This is a genomic window from Marinobacter antarcticus (assembly GCF_900142385.1).
Classification (GTDB): Bacteria; Pseudomonadota; Gammaproteobacteria; order Pseudomonadales; family Oleiphilaceae; genus Marinobacter; species Marinobacter antarcticus.
Genome location: NZ_FRAQ01000003.1, coordinates 117,919 through 137,891, shown reverse-complemented (window position 1 = coordinate 137,891; position 19,973 = coordinate 117,919). Strand labels below are relative to the sequence as shown.

General features: G+C 55.5%; 19 protein-coding genes. 4 read left to right on the top strand and 15 right to left on the bottom strand.

Annotated features, from left to right (window positions below):
- Window positions 1-5: 5 nt before the first annotated feature.
- The 5 genes from BUA49_RS14695 to BUA49_RS14675 form a co-directional block, all read right to left on the bottom strand.
- Window positions 6-1,700: a methyl-accepting chemotaxis protein gene (locus tag BUA49_RS14695; RefSeq protein ID WP_072798947.1), complete on the bottom strand. Its 1,695-nt coding sequence runs from the start codon at window positions 1,698-1,700 to the stop codon at window positions 6-8.
- A 162-nt stretch (window positions 1,701-1,862) separates the two neighbouring features.
- Window positions 1,863-3,215 carry a sigma-54-dependent transcriptional regulator gene (locus BUA49_RS14690; protein ID WP_072798945.1) on the bottom strand — a complete coding sequence of 451 codons (1,353 nt, stop codon included), beginning with the start codon at window positions 3,213-3,215 and terminating at the stop codon, window positions 1,863-1,865.
- Entirely contained in the window at window positions 3,212-5,026 is a 1,815-nt protein-coding gene (locus BUA49_RS14685) for a sensor histidine kinase (protein ID WP_072798944.1), read from the bottom strand. Before BUA49_RS14685 ends, BUA49_RS14690 begins: the two co-directional genes overlap by 4 nt.
- 84 nt (window positions 5,027-5,110) lie before the next feature.
- Window positions 5,111-7,291: a TRAP transporter permease gene (locus tag BUA49_RS14680; RefSeq protein WP_072798942.1), complete on the bottom strand. Its 2,181-nt coding sequence runs from the start codon at window positions 7,289-7,291 to the stop codon at window positions 5,111-5,113.
- Between the two features lie 103 nt (window positions 7,292-7,394).
- Window positions 7,395-8,369: a TAXI family TRAP transporter solute-binding subunit gene (locus BUA49_RS14675; protein WP_072799189.1), complete on the bottom strand. Its 975-nt coding sequence runs from the start codon at window positions 8,367-8,369 to the stop codon at window positions 7,395-7,397.
- A gap of 420 nt (window positions 8,370-8,789) precedes the next feature.
- Between BUA49_RS14675 and BUA49_RS18090 the strand changes: the two genes are divergently transcribed.
- The 3 genes from BUA49_RS18090 to BUA49_RS17815 are packed head-to-tail and all read left to right on the top strand — an operon-like array spanning window position 8,790 to window position 9,539.
- Window positions 8,790-8,933, top strand: a complete 144-nt coding sequence (locus tag BUA49_RS18090; RefSeq protein ID WP_228704507.1) for a VOC family protein — start codon at window positions 8,790-8,792, stop codon at window positions 8,931-8,933.
- Window positions 8,934-8,950: 17 nt separating this feature from the next.
- Window positions 8,951-9,412, top strand: coding sequence for a methyltransferase family protein (locus tag BUA49_RS14670; protein ID WP_072799188.1), 462 nt, complete (start codon window positions 8,951-8,953; stop codon window positions 9,410-9,412).
- Window positions 9,366-9,539, top strand: coding sequence for a hypothetical protein (locus tag BUA49_RS17815; protein WP_175547595.1), 174 nt, complete (start codon window positions 9,366-9,368; stop codon window positions 9,537-9,539). The genes BUA49_RS14670 and BUA49_RS17815 overlap by 47 nt, the downstream gene beginning before the upstream one ends.
- A gap of 77 nt (window positions 9,540-9,616) precedes the next feature.
- On the opposite strand, the gene BUA49_RS14665 is transcribed toward BUA49_RS17815, so the two are convergent.
- The 6 genes from BUA49_RS14665 to BUA49_RS14640 are packed head-to-tail and all read right to left on the bottom strand — an operon-like array spanning window position 9,617 to window position 14,227.
- Window positions 9,617-10,042, bottom strand: a complete 426-nt coding sequence (locus tag BUA49_RS14665) for a secondary thiamine-phosphate synthase enzyme YjbQ (protein WP_072798940.1) — start codon at window positions 10,040-10,042, stop codon at window positions 9,617-9,619.
- Window positions 10,043-10,057: 15 nt separating this feature from the next.
- Entirely contained in the window at window positions 10,058-11,122 is a 1,065-nt protein-coding gene (locus tag BUA49_RS14660; protein ID WP_072798938.1) for a succinylglutamate desuccinylase/aspartoacylase family protein, read from the bottom strand.
- Window positions 11,123-11,125: 3 nt separating this feature from the next.
- Window positions 11,126-12,031 (bottom strand): 30S ribosomal protein S6--L-glutamate ligase, encoded by a 906-nt coding sequence (gene rimK, locus BUA49_RS14655; RefSeq protein WP_072798936.1) that lies wholly within the window; start codon window positions 12,029-12,031, stop codon window positions 11,126-11,128.
- A complete protein-coding gene (locus tag BUA49_RS14650; protein ID WP_072798934.1) occupies window positions 12,028-12,525 on the bottom strand; it encodes an ATP-dependent zinc protease family protein in 498 nt (165 codons plus the stop codon). The genes rimK and BUA49_RS14650 overlap by 4 nt, the downstream gene beginning before the upstream one ends.
- Entirely contained in the window at window positions 12,506-13,366 is an 861-nt protein-coding gene (locus BUA49_RS14645) for a mechanosensitive ion channel family protein (protein ID WP_072799186.1), read from the bottom strand. Before BUA49_RS14645 ends, BUA49_RS14650 begins: the two co-directional genes overlap by 20 nt.
- A gap of 51 nt (window positions 13,367-13,417) precedes the next feature.
- On the bottom strand, window positions 13,418-14,227 hold the full coding sequence (locus BUA49_RS14640) for a hypothetical protein (RefSeq protein ID WP_072798930.1): 810 nt from the start codon (window positions 14,225-14,227) through the stop codon (window positions 13,418-13,420).
- 156 nt (window positions 14,228-14,383) lie between these two features.
- Here BUA49_RS14640 and phrB point away from each other — a divergent pair, with 156 nt between their 5' ends.
- Entirely contained in the window at window positions 14,384-15,802 is a 1,419-nt protein-coding gene (gene phrB, locus BUA49_RS14635; protein ID WP_072798928.1) for a deoxyribodipyrimidine photo-lyase, read from the top strand.
- A 145-nt stretch (window positions 15,803-15,947) separates the two neighbouring features.
- On the opposite strand, the gene BUA49_RS14630 is transcribed toward phrB, so the two are convergent.
- The 4 genes from BUA49_RS14630 to hemA are packed head-to-tail and all read right to left on the bottom strand — an operon-like array spanning window position 15,948 to window position 19,917.
- Window positions 15,948-16,697, bottom strand: coding sequence for a HesA/MoeB/ThiF family protein (locus tag BUA49_RS14630; RefSeq protein WP_072798926.1), 750 nt, complete (start codon window positions 16,695-16,697; stop codon window positions 15,948-15,950).
- Entirely contained in the window at window positions 16,687-17,553 is an 867-nt protein-coding gene (gene prmC / locus BUA49_RS14625; protein WP_072798925.1) for a peptide chain release factor N(5)-glutamine methyltransferase, read from the bottom strand. Before prmC ends, BUA49_RS14630 begins: the two co-directional genes overlap by 11 nt.
- Window positions 17,543-18,631, bottom strand: coding sequence for a peptide chain release factor 1 (prfA, locus tag BUA49_RS14620; RefSeq protein ID WP_072798923.1), 1,089 nt, complete (start codon window positions 18,629-18,631; stop codon window positions 17,543-17,545). Before prfA ends, prmC begins: the two co-directional genes overlap by 11 nt.
- Entirely contained in the window at window positions 18,628-19,917 is a 1,290-nt protein-coding gene (gene hemA / locus BUA49_RS14615) for a glutamyl-tRNA reductase (protein ID WP_072798921.1), read from the bottom strand. Before hemA ends, prfA begins: the two co-directional genes overlap by 4 nt.
- Between the last annotated feature and the right edge of the window lie 56 nt (window positions 19,918-19,973).

Here is a 19,973-nt window from a genome sequence, read left to right as displayed (position 1 = left end):
ATTACTCACACCCGGTAACGACTGACCTGGTCTGACATATCTGCCGCCAGCGCCTTGAGTCGCTGTGTTGCCAAGCCCGCCCGATACGTCCCCTGAGCAGTCTGCTCCGTTATCGCAACAATCTCGTGAACATTCTGGTTGATTGTTTCGGAGACGCTGGTTTGCTCCTCTGCGGCACTGGCAATCTGGGTGTTCATATCGTTGATGGTACCGACCGCCTGATTAATTCTCTGCAGCGCGTCACTCACCTTACGCGTTTCCGCAACTGTGGCCTCACTACGCTCACTGATCAAACCAATCAGCTTCACTGCATTGCCGGCACCGGCTTGCAGCCGCTCGATGGTTTCCTGAATTTCCTGGGTGCTCTTTTGAGTCCGGCTCGCCAGCGTGCGAACTTCATCCGCGACCACCGCAAAGCCTCGACCCGCTTCGCCGGCCCGCGCGGCCTCGATGGCCGCATTCAGGGCGAGCAGATTTGTCTGATCGGCAATCTCACGGATCACCTCCAGAACACTGTCAATCTTGCGGGAATCCGAGCCAAGCTTTTGAATAACTTTAACGCCCTCTTCAACTTGCTCAGACAAGCCACCGATCACTTCGATGGTCTGATGCACCAGGCCCTGAGCATCAGATACCTGAACATTGGCATGGTCCGCAGCATCGGAAGCCTCACTGGCGTTATTAGCTACTTCCTGGGCCGCGGCGGTCATCTCATTCATGGCAGTTGCCACTTGATCACTCTCGGATTTTTGACGCTCTACGCCTTGCTCTGCCTCTCCCATTATCTGGTTCAGCTCCGTAGAGGCTTCATTCAGGGTGCGGGTGGACGAGAGAACCCGCTCAACCAATCCGTGCACCTGGTCAGCAAAGCTGTTGAACGCCGTCGCCAACTGACTAAGCTCGTCCTTGCCCTCCATCTCCAATCGACGAGTCAGGTCACCATCGCCTCTGGCGATATCGTTCATGGCCGACACCGCCGATTTCAGTGGCCGGATAATGCTGCGTACTACAATCAGGGCCAAAAAGACGATAATGGCCAGTGCAATCAGCGAGGTGGTTATTGAGGCGATTACCGCATTACCCAAGGCCTCCTCGACTTCATCATCCATAGCAGCAACCTGTTTTTCCAGGCCATCTACCCAGAAACCGGTACCAATCATGATGTTCCATTTCGGCAGCATTATGGCGTAACCCAGTTTCGGGGCGATTTTACCAGTATCGCTGTTCTGCCAGTCATAGGGCACATAGCCACCGCCACTCAGAGCCACTCTTACCAGTTCGCGGATTAGATAGGTACCATTGGGATCCTGAGCGTCCCAGAGATTCTTGCCTTCTAATGCCGGCTTTGCGCCATGCATAACGGTTAGGCCACTGGTGTCAGTGGCGAAGATATAGCCAACACTGTCGGAATCATCAAAGCGCATCTGGCGAAGGATGTCCCACGCCTGCTCGCGCACTTCAGGATCGTTAGCTGATCCCGGCTTATTGTATAGGTGGGCAATTGAGGTGCGTGCCAGCTCCAGATAGTTTTTCAGCTCCTGGCGTTTGCTCGCCTCCATGGCCGAGGAAAAACCAGTTACGGCTCCGTCACCGATGCCCCGGGCTTGATTCAGGTTATATGTGGTCAGAAACACAGTGAGCAAAATCACTGGCACCAGCGCCAGCAACAGCACCCGCGCCTGAATGGTCAGGTTTTTCATATCTGGCAGGTCTTCCGTCTATTACAGGGGATGGACGGAAGCTACCGCCCAAAGCAAAGAAACGGGATGCTACAGAATAGCCACGTAAATTATCGTTGAGAGTACTGCGTATTTTGTATCCAGAGTGTAAATACGCGTGTCACTGTGTGTCAGATACTTGGCTCAGTCCTTGAACACAGCCTTATCCAGGCCGTGCTTTTTCATTTTATCGTAGAGGGTTTTACGGGCAACACCCAGCTGCACCATGGTGTCCTTGATACTGCCATGGCAGGCATTGAGGGCGCTGGTCAGCACCGAATGCTCAAAGCTGTCCATCATTTCTGTAAGCGTTCGCCGCCCACTCACATTGGCCTTGGCCACAGGTTCATTTTCGTCCAAAGCAGCCGGACCAAGCAGCACATAACGCTCGGCCAGGTTACGCAACTCACGAACATTTCCGGGCCAGCTGTGATGCATTAACCGCGCAGCCTGGCTGGCATCCAATGGAACGCTCTCCCGGTCGTAACGTGCGGCGGCAATCAGAACAAAGTGGTGAAACAACATCGGGATGTCTTCTTTGCGCTCACGCAGGGGTGGAATATCCACTTTCACCACATTCAGCCGATAATAGAGATCCGCACGGAAAACGCCTTCATCGCTGAGCGTTTTGAGATCAGCTTTGGTGGCCGCAATAATGCGCACATCCAGCTCCTGAACCTTGTTACTACCCAGGCGTTCGACCTTTTGCTCTTCAAGCACTCTGAGTAGTTTGATCTGCAGCGGCATGGGCATGCTTTCTACTTCATCCAGGAACAACGTGCCTTGATGGGCATGTTCGATCTTGCCGATGCGGCGTTTATCAGCGCCGGTAAACGCCCCGGCCTCATGACCAAAAAGCTCACTTTCAATCAGGTTTTCAGGCACAGCACCGCAGTTGATCGCAACAAAGTTATGCGCACCTCTCGGGCTGTTCTCGTGGATGTAACGGGCCAGAGCATCCTTGCCAGAGCCGGTCTCGCCATGCAATAGAATGTTGGCGGTAATGTCCAGAATCGGCGTAATGGTATCCATCACTTTTTGCATGCTAGGCGTGCTACCCAGAATCCTGGGGCCAGGCCGGGCCAGATGACGTAACTGGGCCTTGAGACGACGGTTCTCCAGAGCGAGGTACCGCTTCTCCAGCGCATGCCGAAGCAGTTCGATCAGCTCATCATGATTGAACGGTTTCTCGATAAAATCATAAGCCCCCCGCTGCATAGCGGAGACAGCCGTGCTGATATCACCCTGGCCGGTCAGAATAATAACGGGGATGGTAGTGTCTAGAGCCTGAACGGCGCTCAGCATCTCAAGCCCATCCATACCCGGCATGTTGTAGTCACAAAGTACAACGCCACTGTATTCCGGCGTAATGGCCATCAGGCCCGACTCTGCATCCTCGAAACAGCGCACAGGCAGATCTTCCAGAGTGAGCGCCTGGGAAATGGCCTGGCGGATGTGCGGATCATCATCCACAAAGATTACCGAAGGTTCTGTCATTCCGTGGCCTCCCGTTTTTTCAGGGTAAATTCAAATTCCGCACCCGGTGCATCGCTGCGATTGCGCCCGGTGAGCCGGCCACCCAAAGCATCAGCAATCTGCCTTGAGATAGATAATCCGAGCCCGAGCCCCTGCTTGACTGACTTGGTGGTGAAGAAAGGTTCAAAAATCTGCTCCGTATTCGCTGGCAGCCCGGACCCGTTATCCCGGACAAAACAGCGCCAGCTCCCCTCCTGTTCCTCAACCTCTATGCTGATTTCCGGTTGTTCCTGACCTTCAACCGCCTGTACAGCGTTAGCAAGCAGATTGACCATCACCTGCTCAATGCGGATCAGGTCACCATGGCAAGAAACCGGCAACGAGGGCCGGTCCCAGCAAATATTAATGCCCGCGCAACTTTTCTGTGCGGCAATAATTTTCAGGGACGCATCCACCGACAGGCGAAAGTCCACGATCGTTGGCGGGCCTTCAGACTTGCGGGCAAACACCTTGAACTGGCGGGTGAGTTCCGCCATTTTGTCGCACAAAAGTACGATTTCACTGAGGTTCGCATCCACCATATCGGCGGCGCCTTTTTCAAGGAAGCGGCGACTGTTTCTGGCGTAGGTCTGGATGGCGGTAAGAGGCTGGCTCATCTCATGATTAAGGCCAGCGGACATCTGCCCCAGCACCGCCAGCTTGGCCGCCTGAATCAGCTCCTGCTGAGTTTCCCGCAATTCGCTTTGGGTGCGCTCACGCTCCCGTATCTCATCCAGAAGTTTACGGTTGGAGTGTTCCAGGTCAGCTGTTCGCTCAGCCACACTGAGTTCAAGCTGCTCCCCTCTGAGAGCAAGTTCCGCCTCGCGACGGTAGCGCTCGCGCAGGTAGAGCCAGGCCAGCAGACCACCGAAAAATATTGCGATACCTCCTACCACAAACCCGAGCCGCATCCAGACGACCGAGCGGGTGCTCACCATTACCTGCAGCGTCCAGTCCAGCCTGGGCAATGGCGTCCGAACGCTCAGGTATTCCCGACCTACGCCGTCTTCCCGAATGCGTAACGTTTCCGATGAACCAGACAAGCCCAAGGGCTTACCAAGATAATTCAGTGACACCGGCTTGAGATCCCGATCCGGGTAACGTTGGCGTGACGCCTCGCCCGGAGCCTCCCCGGCGCTGCCGGTAAAGTCCCGGTACAACCATTCGGGCTTGCTGGCCAGAAAGCTCACACCGGCTTCATCCAGCACCACCATTTCTGCTGCACGCACGGAAGCCGGCCTGTGCCACTGGGACTCCAGTTCATGAACCAGTACCTTTACAGTGACAATGCCCAGAATTGCGGAATCCTGGCCCCGAACCGGGTGGGAAAAATAGAGACCTCGCACACCAGACATGAGCCCAAGCGCAAAATAGACGGCCGAATGACCGCTCTCCATGGCCTCATAAAAGTACGGCCTGAATGCAAAGTTCCGGCCCACAAAACTGTCTGTCTGCTGGTAGTTATTGGCCGCAATCGTCAGCCCCGACGTGTCCATCAAATAAACATCGGAACTGCCCACAATGGTGGCCATGCGCTGCATTTCCTCGTTGGCCTGATGAATCACCGCTGAGTTATCCGGAGAGCTCAGCGCGGCCTCCAGCAATGGGTGCTCAGCCATGAGTTCAGGAATAGGCAGGTACCGGTTAAGCTCGTTCCCGACCAGCTGGCGATAGCGAAAAGACTCCTCAAGGCTATCCTGCTCAACCTGCCGGTAGCCAACCCAGCCACCCAGCATCCAGGACACCATGAGAGTGAACACAAAGACAAAAAATGCGCCTATCCGGTAGGACATAACCCGGTTCCCGCAAAACCGTTGAAGGACGCCAGAGTATAGCCAGGCCCTTTCAAGGACAAGGGCCTGGCTATACTCCTTAACTCATGCTGCTGCCATACGAACTTTGCGCTGCCGCTGCAGCAGGAAAACCATCGCTGCCAGAGCGATGCCCGCCAGGTCGGATATCAGGCCACCTTCAATCATAAGCAGTGCAGCACCCACCAGCATTAGACGGGCTACCCAGGAAGCCGACACATTGGCAAACCAGCCAAGCACCCCACCCGATAGCATGTACACACCAAAGAGAGCGGTGACCAGTGCACGGGCAATGTCGAACCATCCTGCCTCCATCAACAGGGCGCCGTTGTAGAAAAACATGAAAGGCACGATAAACGCCGCAATACCGATCCGGAACGACGCCACTGAGGTTTCCATGGCTTTGGCACCGGAAATCGCCGCTGCCGCATAGGAAGCCAGCGCCACCGGCGGAGTAATGGCCGAAACAACCGCAAAGTAGAACACGAAGAAGTGCGCTGTCAGCGGCTCAATCCCGAGCTGCACAAGCCCTGGCGCCACCACCGAAGCGGCAACCGCGTATGCGGCCGTTGTCGGCATCCCCATGCCCAGAAGGATAGATATGAACATAGCGAAGATGAGCGCGAGCAACTGACTCGCCTCTGCCACATCCAGCAGCAGCACCGAGAAGCGGGCACCGACGCCAGTCAGGGAAATAACGCCGACGATAACACCCGCCGCCGCGCAAACCACAATAATCTGTATTGCCATGTACGAGGCAATTTCCAGCGCATGCAAAATTTCACGAATGCCCATCTTGTTCGGTGAAAACCAGCTGACAACCGCCGCAGAAATCATAGCCAGGGTCCCGGCACGTATTACCGAATAGCCCATAAACAGCGCCACCACCAGAATGATGATCGGTAAAAACAGGTAGCATTGCTTCACCATGGTACGCAGCTTTGGCAGCTCGTCTTCGCGCATGCCACGCATGCCGGTTTTTGCAGCTTCGAAATCGACCATGAAATAAACGGACGCGAAGTACAGTATCGCGGGAATAATGGCAGCGATGGCAATTTCGGTATACGGAATACCGGTAATCTCGGCCATGATGAAGGCGCCCGCCCCCATGATCGGAGGCATAATCTGGCCACCGGTAGAAGCAGCCGCTTCCACAGCGCCGGCCGATTTCTTGCTGTAGCCCACTTTTTTCATCAGCGGGATAGTCAGTGACCCGGTGGACACCACATTGCCTGCACTGGTGCCGTTGATCATACCCATAAGGCCTGAGGCGAAAATGGATACCTTGGCGGGGCCGCCCCGTGAGCGCCCAGCCACCGCAAACGCGAAGTTTACGAAGTAGTCACCCACTTTTGATGACTGCAAAAATGCGGCAAAAATAATGAACAGGATAATGTATGTAGACGATACGGCCGTAGTGGGCCCAAGAATGCCGGCGTCGGTATACACCTGGCTGAAAAAGCGCTGCACCGAAAGCCCCGGATAGCCGAGGAACCCGGGCAGATAAGGCCCGGCAAATACATACAAGAGAAATATCAGCCCGATAACCACCAGCGCAAGGCCAGCAACCCGGCGGGTAAGCTCCATGATCAGCGCGGTGCCTCCGACAGCGGCAAACGATATACCCACCGGTGCAAACGATGTGCCCGTGGACATGCGCATGGAGGTGTTATAGGCCACCAGGAAGTACGCGGCGACAGCGATCGAACACACAATCAGAACCAGATCCGGCAAGCTGAAGCGCGAGCGTTCGCGCTGGTGGAACCAGCTCATCACGATACCCGTGCCTGTTGTCGCCAGTAAGGGCCAGCCAAAATGCCAGGTTTCCAGCTCAACAGGAATTCGCATGGCGCCGTTCTGAACCATCTGCCAGAACGAAAAAGTCTGATACAGCACATAAAATGCAGGTAAAAGCGCTACAGCACTGATCCAGGTAGTCCAGCGATGGCGCACCGGGCCTTCTTCGGCAGAAACAAAACGTGCGCCGGCAAACAGCAAAAAACCCAGAACAAGGGTCCCGGCAATGTGCACAATCCGGAAAGACCAGGTTTCCAGCGGTGCAATATTCAGTGAATAAAGGTGAAATGAGGAGTAAACAATCGCAAGCAAAGAAACAAACCTCAGCATGCCGCCTTCAAACAGCCTGCGGTTTGCCTCTACAGGCTCTTCGTCCACATCGTGGGCAAGCACGTGGTCTTCGCCCACCTCCACATCGGAAAAGTCTTTGGGGTGTCGTTCGAGTGTCATTGAGGGGGTCCTGCCAGCAGGCAAATCGGAGCCGGCAGAGTTTGCCGGCTATTGTTCAGGGGCCTTGCCGGCCCCCTTCAGTCAGTCGTTCAGATCAACCGTGTTACTTGATCTTGCTTGCTTCGATGGTGTAACCATTTTCGTTGAACCAACGTGCCGCACCCGGATGCCAGGGCAGAACGTTGTTCTTGCCGTAGTTCTCAGGAATCGAGTTGCGGGCTGCCTTGTGAATGGAGACCATCCTCTCGTTTTGCTCCATCGTCAGCTTGGTGATTTCATAGACGAAGCTCTCAGGCATATCGCAATTCACCATGGCGAAGTTCCACATGGAAACAACCCGCGACGGCTTGTCCAGAGACTGATACGTGCTCGCTGGAATAGTGAATTCGGACACCGGGAAGTTATCAGTGATTTTTTTGGCTTCCGCATCGGTCATGCCGATGATGTTCACATCGGTCTGAACTTCCAGCTGACTAACGGCCGGAATGGGAATACCTGCGGCAAAGGCTACAACATCGATCAAGCCATCCTGAAGCTGACCGCCAAGATCAGACCAGCTGCCATTGCGGCGTTCGAAGTTCACACCCAGGGTTTCCATCATGCGCGGGAAATAGGTGTCAGACGTTGAGCCAGCCGGGCCGAAACCGATGGTGGCGCCATCCGGGATATCGGAAATAGCCGTGATACCGGAGCTGCTCAGCGCTGTTACCGAGAAAGGCGTCTCGTACATCGGGAACATGGCACAAACGTTATCCATCTTCATGCCTGGCGCCAGCGGGCTGTTGCCCTCCATGGACTCCCGTCCAGGGCCCATGGTGGTCAGACCAAACTTGAGGTCGCCTGTATGCACCAAAGCCATATTCTGCATCGGGCCACCGGTAATCTCGGCACCGCCGGAAACACCCAGATTTTCTGCAACAAAGTTAGCCCAGCCGGAGCCATAGGCGAAGTAGGTTCCGCCCTGACTGGCCGTTCCCACAGTAAAGTTATCCGGCCATCCAGCCCGATCCTGGGCAAAAACGGGACTAGCAACAAGAGTAGAGGCGAATGCCACTGCCATAATGGCTTGGGTCTTCATAGAGAATGCTCCCTGGTTCATTTTGTTTGTTGGGTGCTCAACGAAGCCCGGAAGGGCTGCGATGAAAAATGAGCAGCAAGGAGCAGGCCAGATTAAAAAATGCCTATAAAACAACGATGTTCTGAAAAGCCGAAAAATAAACGCTAAGAAATGGGTGCGTTCTGACCCATTAATAAAGGCCCATGGGTTGAATTCCGCCACACCAAACTGGAGCGCTGGAACACGGATATACATCTTATGATCGGTCCGGCTCCCGACCCGCATCGGAGCCTGTCGGCCTTTCGCTGCTTCCCTCGCTCCTATCGAAACCCGCTACAGCCTGCTCTGCCCCTCCGATTTCTGTAACGGCATTTCTATGCAATACGATTGATTGAGCAAAATAAAGACTTCACGGGGTTCTACCCTGTTAGGAAGAGCCTAATGAAACCGAAGATCCGCGTTATCACGCTTGGTGTGGCGGATCTGGAGAGGGCTACTCGCTTCTATGGCGAAGGTCTCGGTCTGCCAAAGCACGACTTTGAAGGCGGCAACATATCCTTTTTCAGTCTGGAAGGAACTTTTTGAGCAACAAAAATGATGCCATGAAAGCACTTGAGCTTAAAGTTCCCCCCGTTGCATTGGTAGCCATAGTGGCTGCCAGTATGTGGGCTTTGTCGCGTATTTCGCCAAACTTATATTTTACCAGCCCCGGCGTAGCATGGTTATCAGCCGGCATTGCTCTCGTTGGCGTTTGCATCGTCGTTCTTGGAGTCCTGGAATTCAGAGTAGCCAAAACGACTGTAGACCCACGGGTGCCAGACCAATCGGCAACCTTGGTGGTTCGTGGAGTTTATCGACATAGCCGAAATCCGATGTATTTAGGATTTTTGCTAGTCCTATGTGGGTGGGGCTTGTTCCTGGGCAACGCCTTCTCTTTGCTCTTTCTTCCCGCCTTCATCATCTACATGAACCGCTTTCAGATCGTTCCGGAGGAGCAATTCATGAGCGAAAAGTTTGGTGAGTCATACACAAATTACAGGTCTGAGGTACGCCGGTGGGCTTGAGGCCCAACAAGTCGCTGCCGCCGGACAAATTTTGAAAGAGGCCCACGCGCTGGAACTGGTGCGCAGTGAGCGATACACCCTGCATTCGCGCAAGCTGCGTAGCTTTGATGAACCACCGTTTCGTTAAATACAGACCTATGCGCGGGGCTTAAAGCTTGAGGGGAGACTTCATCCCCGTTAGCACACTTTGCAAACGCCCCGCACTCACCAACGCCCCTGCAGTGTAGCCACAATCCGGCGGCCATCAGCACGATCCCGGTGCTCGCAAAGATAGAGGCCCTGCCAAGTTCCGAGAGCAAGGCGCCCGTGATGCACAGGCAAAGTGAGTGACGGGCCGATGAGAACGCTCTTGATATGAGCCGGCATGTCGTCCGGCCCCTCCATAACGTGCTCATAGTGCGGCGCCCTTTCAGGCACCATCACGTTGAAGTGGCGCTCAAAATCACCGCGCACATCCGGATCAGCGTTTTCGTTCACCGCCAGCGAAGCCGAGGTGTGCTGGATAAACAGGTGCAGCAGCCCGACTTCGCAGTTGGTCATATCCGGCGCCTGGACCAGGATTTCGTTGGTTACCAAGTGAAATCCCCGTGGCAGCGGCGCCAGGTCAACAAACGTCTGATCCCAGATCATGACTGCTCCTGTGGCCTATTTCTGGAGTTCATCCCAGGGGTGCATGGGCACAACGGCTTCGCTCACTTCCGCCTCAAAGGAGCTACGGAAGTAATCCATCGCCTTCTCTGCTTCGCTGAGTTCGTCAAACCGCGCGATGTGATAGATTGCCTCGCCTTCGTTGACCAGAGGCAGGTTGTTCACACAAATCACAATGCCGGAGCAGGGCGAGATAACGGCCGTTTCTGATTCGCCAAAGGGGTCCGCGACCATGGCCAGCTTCTGGCCTTTGCGCACTTTCTGCCCGAGCTGGGCAACGGGGCGCATGATGCCATCGATATCTGCCCTCACCCACTGCGAGCTGGCTGCAATTTCCGAGCGTTTTTTCGACGTATTGCGACCTTTCCTTGGAGGAACCATTTCCAGTTCCCGCATCACTCGCATCACGCCTTTCACGCCGCTGCCGATAACAACATCATCAAACCGCAACGCTTCGCCACCTTCATAGGTGATTACGGGAATGTCCAGAGAGTCTGCATAGGCGCGCAGACTGCCCTCACGCAGACCCGCATTGATAATAACGGGTGCTGCAAACGCTTCGGCCATACGCGCAGTTTCCGGGTTTTTCAGCTCCGCCCGGATCTGCGGCAGGTTGAAGCGGTGAATAGCGCCTGTGTGCAGATCGATGATGTGGGTTACGTGCTCCATAATCTGGGTACGCAAAAGGTAAGCAATGCGCCCGCCAAGGGAGCCACGTTCACTGCCGGGAAAGCAGCGGTTAAGGTCGCGCCTGTCTGGCAGATAGCGGGTGCGGTGCACAAACCCGAAAATATTCACAATAGGCACGGCAATAAGGGTGCCGCGCAAATTACGAAGCGCCGAATTGGTGAGCACACGGCGCACAATTTCCACGCCGGCAATTTCATCACCGTGTATTGCACCGCAAACCATCAATACCGGGCCATCCCTGCGCCCGTGCACTATTTCCACTGGCAAGTGCAGAGGGGTATGGGTGTACAGCTTTGCGACCGGAATTTCTATGGTTTGCCGGGCACCGGGCTGAACCTGAATTCCGGCCATTTCAAAGGGCGCGCGCGCCATCGACTAACCTCTACCTTTGGTTTTGGTGCGCCAAGGCGCCTGATTTTTTTCGATCCAGTTAACGATCATGCCCGCTACGTTTTTGCCGGTGGCGTTTTCAATGCCTTCCAGGCCAGGCGAGGAGTTTACTTCCATCACCAACGGGCCGCGGCTGGAGCGAAGCAAGTCGACACCAGCAACGTTCAGGCCCATGGACTTGGCTGCGGTAATGGCTGTTTTTCGTTCTTCCGGTGTAATGCGAACCAGAGACGCGCTGCCGCCGCGATGCAAATTGGACCGGAACTCACCCTCGGCGCCCTGTCGCTTCATGGCGGCAATCACCTTGTCGCCGATAACAAAGCAGCGAATGTCGGCGCCGCCGGCTTCCTTGATGAACTCCTGCACAAGAATGTCGGCTTTGAGGCCCATGAAGGCCTCGATTACACTTTCTGCCGCTGTACGGGTTTCCGCCAGCACTACGCCAATGCCCTGGGTACCTTGTAAAAGCTTGATAACAACCGGTGCACCGCCCACCATTTTCAGCAGTTCCGGTACGTTATCCGGTTTGTTGGCAAACCCGGTTATCGGCATGCCGACGCCTTTACGGGCGAGCAACTGCAGGGAGCGCAGTTTGTCCCTTGAACGGGTGATAGCAACAGACTCGTTTACCGGGAAGGTTCCCATCATTTCAAACTGGCGCAGAACCGCTGTGCCATAGAAGGTTACGGAGGCCCCGATACGGGGAATCACAACGTCAAAATTTTCCAGCACCTCCTCGTGATAATGAATCCGGGGGTTGGCAGACGTGATGTTCATCGAGCAGTGCAGGCAATCGATAACCTTCACCTCATGACCACGGTTAATACCTTCTTCCACCAGACGACGGGTCGAGTAGAGATGCCGGTTACGGGACAGAACTGCAATTTTCATTTTTCAGGCCTTAAAGCCGGTTCCCCGGCGAGATAGGAAGCTTCGGGATAAATCATCGAGCGCCCCGCCATCGCGGTACGCCCAAGCAACATGCGAAACCGCATGGTATCCCGATTCGTAAGTGTCATTTCAACGGGCCAGCTCTGGCCACCAATCATCAACGTGGTCTCGATCACCAGCCGTAGTTCCTTGTGGCCGCCGGAATCCGAGACGTCACGCTCATCAAGAACACGGGCATCACACTCCACCACCTGATGCATATCATTCTGCACCGGATGAACCCAGAACCGAACCCGGCGCTCGCCGTCCTTTGTGTAAGGTTCCGTCCGGAACGTATGCAGGCAGGAGGTACGTGCACCGGTATCCACTTTCGCCTTGATGCGGTTAATATCGAGATCAGGTAGCGCCACCCATTCCCGCCAGCCCAGGCTGATTTTGTTTTCACCCGGTATAGGCGCAACGGTTTTGAGAGCTTCAGCTGTCTTTGTCGACATCCAACACTTCCTTTTCAGTGGCTTTTTCCAGCCCCAGCAGTTGCACACGGAAGGGCTCGGAATGACTGCCGGCGTATATACTGGTGTGCGGGAAAGGTATTTCTATGCCTTCCCTGTCCAGGGTCTTCTTGATGGCTACGAGCATGTCGCTTTTGCCCTCAAGCACCTTGTCTTTCGGCACCCAGAAAGAAAACTGCAGATCCACCGAGGAGGGGCCAAACGCGGACACCAATACAAACGCTTTTGGCTCTTCCAGGCAGGCGGGGTTATTTTCTGCCAACCCCATCAACAGAGCTTCTACTTTCTCTGCATCTTCAGCATAGGCAATTCCCACGCTCAGGTCGATCCGCCGAATCGGAAACCGGGACCGGTTGATTACGGGGGTCTTGATCAGCGTTTCGTTGGGAATACGCACATAAAGATTGTCCCTGGTGCGCAGCTTTACGCTGAGCATATCGATTCCCACCACTTCACCCATGATGGTTTCCACTTCGATGAAGTCGCCGATTTCAAAGGGCTTTTCAACAAGCAGGAATAAACCGCTGATCATATTTGACGCAGAAGTCTGGGACGCAAAACCGATGGCGACGGTAAGAATACCGGCCGCACCCAAAACCACATCCAGCGAAAAGCCGGCCTCCCGAAGTGCCGCCACACCAAACAGTAGAACAATGACGTAAAAAACCAGCCGCCGGACCATAACCGTATGGTGACGGGAACTGCGCTTGGCCATGACCCGCGACACACTGCGGGCTGCGAAAGATCCGAGAACCAGCCCGAGCACCAACAAAAAGCCGGAGCCGATCCACTGCCCCCAGGCTATGCCGGCAAACACATTCATTGCACCCGCTTTCAGCTCTTCAACCACAATCGTTACTCCGCAGAATGCGCATTAGCCAAATACCCGGTCGAAGGCTCGCACCAGGCGCCCTCTGGCAGACGTTTCCCGAGCCGGCGCCACTTGCTGGCAGGGGCCGGCAGCAACGAGCAAGCCTTCATCTATATGCAGGCTTGCTGAATTCATATCGGTTGCCACTTCTACAACCACTCCCGGCGTCCAAAGCTCCCCGCGCTGATTCTGATGCAGTGAAAGTAACGGTGTAGGCAGGCTGAAGCGTTCCAGCAACAGGGACTCAGTCCTGCGGTTAATAATTGTGACCGGAGTCACTGCCCGCCACGGCCGTTTCGGCACTGCCTCAAGTACTAAACGGCCAAAGCTCGACGACGAGTAGCACAGCTCCCCTTCCATGGTATTTCGCCCCACCCAGGTTAAAGATGGCACCGCCAGCGGAACCTCGGTCAGTAGGGTCTGATTCTGCCCGGCACAGACTTTCATCCAGACAACCGTTCCCACGTAGATCGTGCACCGAGCGCCAGCGGGGATGGTCAGCGGATGATAAGGACGAATCACCGTCGGTAGATTGGCCACTGCCGGTATGAAGGTTACCGTTGACGAATCCCCCTCTCGAATAAACCGTTGCAGGGACATGCTTGCGAGTGGCAGCTGACGACCTACGGATTCCGTCCAGCTCACGGGGTCGGTCTCAGGCTCTCGGGTTTCGGAGCGTACCTGCCACTCTTGGTCCAGCAGAGTAACCCACAGCCGGACATGCCCGAGCTTGTGGTGCTGGGTCTGGCCGGAGACAAGCTCGTACGGCTGGGCCCAATTACCGTCACGCCGGCTTTCGGTTTCATTGTCCATAAACGCTGCGAATTCCTTACGAATACTGCTGGTAAAGTTGTGACAACTATAATCCAATCAGTGACCTTGGGCGAATATCTAACTATGTGATTTTATTGCCACAGTGCGATGTAATTACCCTTACATTCAAAGCCGGAACCGGATACGGAATAGCCAATGACACAACTGGTATGGTTCAGAAACGACCTGCGGATCGCCGACAATTCCGCCCTTACCGCCGCCTGCAAAGAATCCAGCGTAGCAGAGGGTAATACAGGCATTCGTGCCTGCTTCATCCTCACGCCGGCGCAATGGCAGGAGCATGACTGGTCGCCGGCGCGGGTTCAGTTTGTTATCGCCCACGCAAACGCACTGGCCGGGGAACTGGCAAAACTCGGCATACCGCTTTCCTTTATAGAGGCTGATCGCTTCAGCGATAGCATCACAGCACTGGAAACCCATTGCCGGGAACACAGCATCAACCGACTCCACTTCAATGAAGAGTATGGCATCAACGAGCGCAAGCGCGACAAGGCGGTGAAGCATCGCTTTGATGAACTGGGCATTGCGACGCGCAAGTACCGCGATCAAACCGTAGCACCGGCAGGCCAAATACTGACTGGCCAAAGCGAGCCTTACTCCGTATTCACCCCCTTCTCCCGCCGCTGGCGCAGCTGGATTGACGACAATCAGCCGATGCCTTATTCGGTTCCCAAGGCCCAGGGCGATGCCATTCAGCCGGAACGCATCACTAAAATTCCTGAAGGTTTTAACGATGCTCCGCCAGCCTTGGCAGAAACCGGCGAGGATGCCGCGCACTCCCAGTTGGAGCGTTTCCTCACGGAGCGCGGTGGCGCCTACAAGGAACAACGAGACTTCCCGGCGCTTGATGGCACCAGCAAGCTCTCCCCTTACCTGGCCAACGGCGTACTCTCCGGCCGCCAGTGCCTGATCGCAGCGCGGCAGGCGCAAGACATGGGAGGCAATCAGGAAGGTCTGGCAACCTGGATAAACGAGATTGCCTGGCGGGATTTCTACATCAACATCCTGTATCACTACCCGCGGGTGAGCATGCATCGCGCTTACAAGCCGGAAACCGAGGCACTGCATTGGAACGATCCGAGTCAGCACTTTGAGGCTTGGAAATCAGGCAATACCGGCATCCCCCTGGTTGACGCAGCCATGCGCCAGCTCAACCAGACCGGCTGGATGCACAACCGGCTGAGAATGGTCACGGCGATGTTCCTGACCAAAAACCTGTTTATCGACTGGCGTCTCGGCGAAGCCTACTTCATGTCAAAGCTGGCGGACGGCTTTCTGGCCTCCAACAACGGCGGCTGGCAATGGAGCGCGTCCACCGGCACCGACGCCGCGCCCTACTTCCGGGTGTTCAACCCGGTCACTCAAAGTGAACGCTTTGATCCGAAAGGTGAGTTCCTCCGCGAGTGGGTGCCTGAGCTGGCGACGCTGGATAACAAACGCATCCACGACCCATCGAAAGGTGGAGTTATTCCGGGTGGGTATCCAAGGCCAATTGTTGATCTGAAAGAGAGTAGAAAAGAGGCCATCGCGAAGTTCCAGGCGCTAAAGAACTAGACCGAGGAACCAATGTAGAAGCGGGCGTGGGAAAAGACTCTCCAAAACCATGCGGAGCCATGGATGGCGGAGCCGAGCGTACACGGACGTATTCACAGCGTGTTTTGGAGAGTCTTTTCCCACGCCCGCTTCGGCCAGTCCCATACTATTTCGACCCACAAACCGGACAATCAGGGTCTTTGTTTAGCTTCATTTCGCGCCACTGCATTTCCCAGGCATCGAGAATCAACAAACGCCCCACGAGCGGTCTGCCAACACCAGAAATCACCTTAATGGCCTCCATGGCTTGAGCTGAGCCAATCATCCCAACAAGTGGAGCAATCACCCCCGCCTCGGAACAGGTCAGGTCTTCATTACCCTGCTCCGGATATAAACAGTGATAACAAGGAGAGTCCGGATTCCGGCTATCGTAAACACTAAGCTGGCCCTCGCCCCGAATAGCCGCACCGGAGATCAACGGAACGCCTGCAGTCACACAGGCGCGGTTCAGGGCGAACCGGGTACTGAAGTTATCCGAGCAATCCAGAACCAGGCTGGCTTCGGCCACTTCGCGTGCAACGTCGTCCAGTTCGAGGCGGCGGTTAACCACAGAAACAGACACCTCTGGATTAATTCTACGCACCCGAGCAGCCAGAGTTTCTGCCTTGAATTCACCAATCTGGGCAGTTTCAAACGCTATCTGGCGCTGCAGATTGGCCAACTCGATAACATCATCATCTACCAGCGTTAAATGGCCCACACCTGCTGCGCCCAAATAAAGCGCAACCGGGCAGCCTAGGCCACCCGCGCCAACCACCATGACACGTGCGGATTTCAAAGCTTCCTGGCCCGCGATATCAAAACGGGGCATCAGAATCTGGCGACTGAAGCGCAGGAGTTCTTCATCACTGAGCAAGGCTGGCTCCTTTTCGGGGCCATTGCCCCAGTGTCATGCGATCGTTCCCGCCATAATCTTTGCGGCTTTCCACCTTAGCAAACCCACGGGCGGCGAACAGCTCCTGAACGGCCTCAGCCTGATCAAATCCATGCTCCAGGATAAGCCAGCCTTCGCTGTTCAGCCAGGAAGGAGCTGCATCCACAATCAGGCGGATATCATCAAGCCCATCAGGGCCGGATATCAACGCAGAGGCGGGCTCGAAGCGCACATCGCCTTCATCAAGATGATGATCTTCCGAAGCCACATAGGGGGGATTGGAAACAATCAGATCAAAACTGGCAGCCAGCAAATCAGAAAACCAACGGCTCTGAAAAACCTCCACTGGTAGTTGTAACTGGCTGGCATTCGCCTGTGCCAAAGCCACAGCCTCTTCCATCAGGTCACAGGCACTGATCACCCAGCCAGGCCGTTCGCTGGCCAGTGCCAAGGCAATGGCGCCCGTGCCAGTACCCAGGTCAATAACCCGGGCGTTATCCGGCAGGGGTAGTTCCAGCGCTTGTTCAACCAGGCACTCGGTATCAGGCCGGGGAATCAGGGTACTGCTGCTCACATTAAGCAGAAGTGACCAGAACTCCTGATGGCCCAACAGATAGGCAACCGGCATTCCCTGCGCCCTCTGCACCACAAGGTCTTCGAATTCCGCTGCCCGCCGGGCATCCATTTCGCGTTCGGGAAAAGCACGGAAGCCAGAACGGCTCAGGCCACTCACGTGGGCAAGAAGTAACTCCGCATCCAGCCGGGGCGTATCACTGGTAATCCTGCGAACCGCTTTGTCCAACAGCGCCTCACAGGTTAGTAAGGGTTTACTGGTCATCCGAAAGCGAGGCCAGAAGCTCCGCCTGATGCTCTTGCTGAAGAGGCACGACCACGGAGTCCAGATCACCGGTGATTACGTCATCAAGCTTGTAAAGCGTCAAGTTGATACGGTGATCAGTTACCCGGCCCTGGGGGAAGTTATAGGTGCGGATACGTTCGGAGCGATCGCCGCTGCCCACCAGGCTTTTGCGGGTTTCTGCCATGGATTTCTGCTGCCGCTCAGTTTCAGCATTATTCAATCGTGAAGCCAGAAAGCTCATAGCCTTGGCACGGTTTTTATGCTGCGAGCGCTCTTCCTGACACTCCACCACAATACCGGTTGGCAGGTGGGTAATCCGGATGGCGGAATCGGTTTTGTTAACGTGCTGGCCACCCGCGCCGGAGGAGCGGAAGGTATCCACGCGCAAGTCCGCCTTGTTGATCTCAATCGCCTCGGCCTCATCCGCCTCCGGCATGACGGCAACGGTACAGGCAGAAGTATGAATACGACCCTGGGATTCGGTTTCCGGAACCCGCTGCACCCGGTGCGCGCCGGATTCGAATTTCAGTGCGCCATAAACACCGTCACCCGCAACCCGGGCAATAACTTCCTTATAACCACCGTGCTCGCCATCATTCTCGCTCAGCACTTCCATCTGCCAGCGCCGACGCTCAGCGTAACGGCTGTACATGCGAAAAAGATCCCCGGCAAAAATTGCAGCTTCATCGCCACCGGTTCCCGCACGGATTTCCAGAAACACGTTTTTGCCATCGTTCGGATCTTTTGGCAGCATCAACCGCTGCAGCTCTTCATCCAGGTCTTCGGTTTTCTGCTCAGCAATCTCAAGCTCTTCGGCGGCCATTTCGCGCATATCCGCATCGCCGTCTTTGGCCAGTTCTTTTGCCTCGCTGATATCGTCCAGCGACTGTTTCCATGCCTGAAAGCACTGCACCACAGGCTCAATCTCGGCATATTCCCGGGACAATTCCCGGAACTTGTCCTGATGGGCAATGGTGGCCGGATCGCTGAGCAAAGCACTCACCTCTTCGAAGCGCTCAACGAGCTGTTCGAGGCGGGACTGTATTGATGATTTCATAGTTTTTCCGGGGTGGTCGTCGCGTCTACGTCCAACACATCAAGCTGGTGAAGCTCTCTCAGCCACTCGGTCACCTCGGTGCGCCCTTCGGTGGTGGCCTTACGAACCTGTATAGACGGTTCGTGCAGGAGTTTGTTTGTAAGGCCCCGCGCAAGGCCGCGCAAAGCTGTCTCGGGATCACCGCCATTGCGCAAGGCGCGCAGAGCTTTTTCTATTTCTACGTCCCGTAACACTTCCGCACGCTGCCGGAACTGCTTCAACGTAGAAACCGCATCCAGTGCGCGAAGCTGGCTGAGGAACTCCTGAACGCCGGCCGCGATGAGATTTTCCGCTTCACGAGCAGCACCCTCACGGGTACGGATATTTTCTTCGATTACCTGGCGTAGATCATCAACGGTATAAAGATAAACATCCGCCAGGGAAGCCACTTCCGGTTCGATATCCCGGGGCACGGCGATATCAACCATGAAAAATGGCCGATGTTTGCGCTTCTTCAGCGAGCGCTCGACCGCGCCTTTCCCAAGGATAGGCAGCGGGCTGGCAGTGGATGAAATAATAATATCGACATCCGCCAGATAATCCGGAATTTCAGAAAGCAGAATACCTTGGCCACCTCTGGATTCTGCCAGCGCCTGAGCTCGCTCCAGCGTTCGGTTGGCAACAATGAAATTCTTTACGCCGGCATCTGCAAGGTGGCGGGCAACCAGTTCGATGGTCTTGCCTGCGCCGATCAGCAGCGCCTTGTTGTGGGACATGTCGGCAAAAATGCGATGAGCCATACTCACGGCAGCATAGGCTACGGAAACCGGGTTTTCGCCGATGGCGGTCTGTGTACGGACACGCTTGGCTACGGAGAACGTCTGCTCAAACAAGCGAGAAAGAAAGGACCCACTCCCACCGTATTCCCGGGCCAGCGCATAGGCATCCTTTAACTGGCCGAATATCTGCGGCTCACCCAGAACCATTGAGTCCAGCCCGGCAGCGACGCGCATCATGTGTCGCACCGCGTCCGCGTCGCGGTGTATATAAAGCACCTCTTCAAGCTCGGCGACATCAAGATCGTGAAAGCCTGCCAGCCAGCGCAACACCAGCGGCGCGCAGTCATCGTCGCCCGCAAGGTACAGCTCTGTGCGGTTGCAGGTAGAAAGAATGGCTGCCTCACTGGCGCCAGACGCCGCCCGCAGCTCCGCAAACGCCTCTGACATGCGCTCAGGCGTAAACGCAACCCGCTCCCGTAACTCAATAGGGGCCGTGCGATGATTGATTCCCAGCGTTAGCAATGCCATCTCTTGGTTATACAATCCTTTACCGGTGTGCAATGTAAACGAGCGCCGTTTCGCGG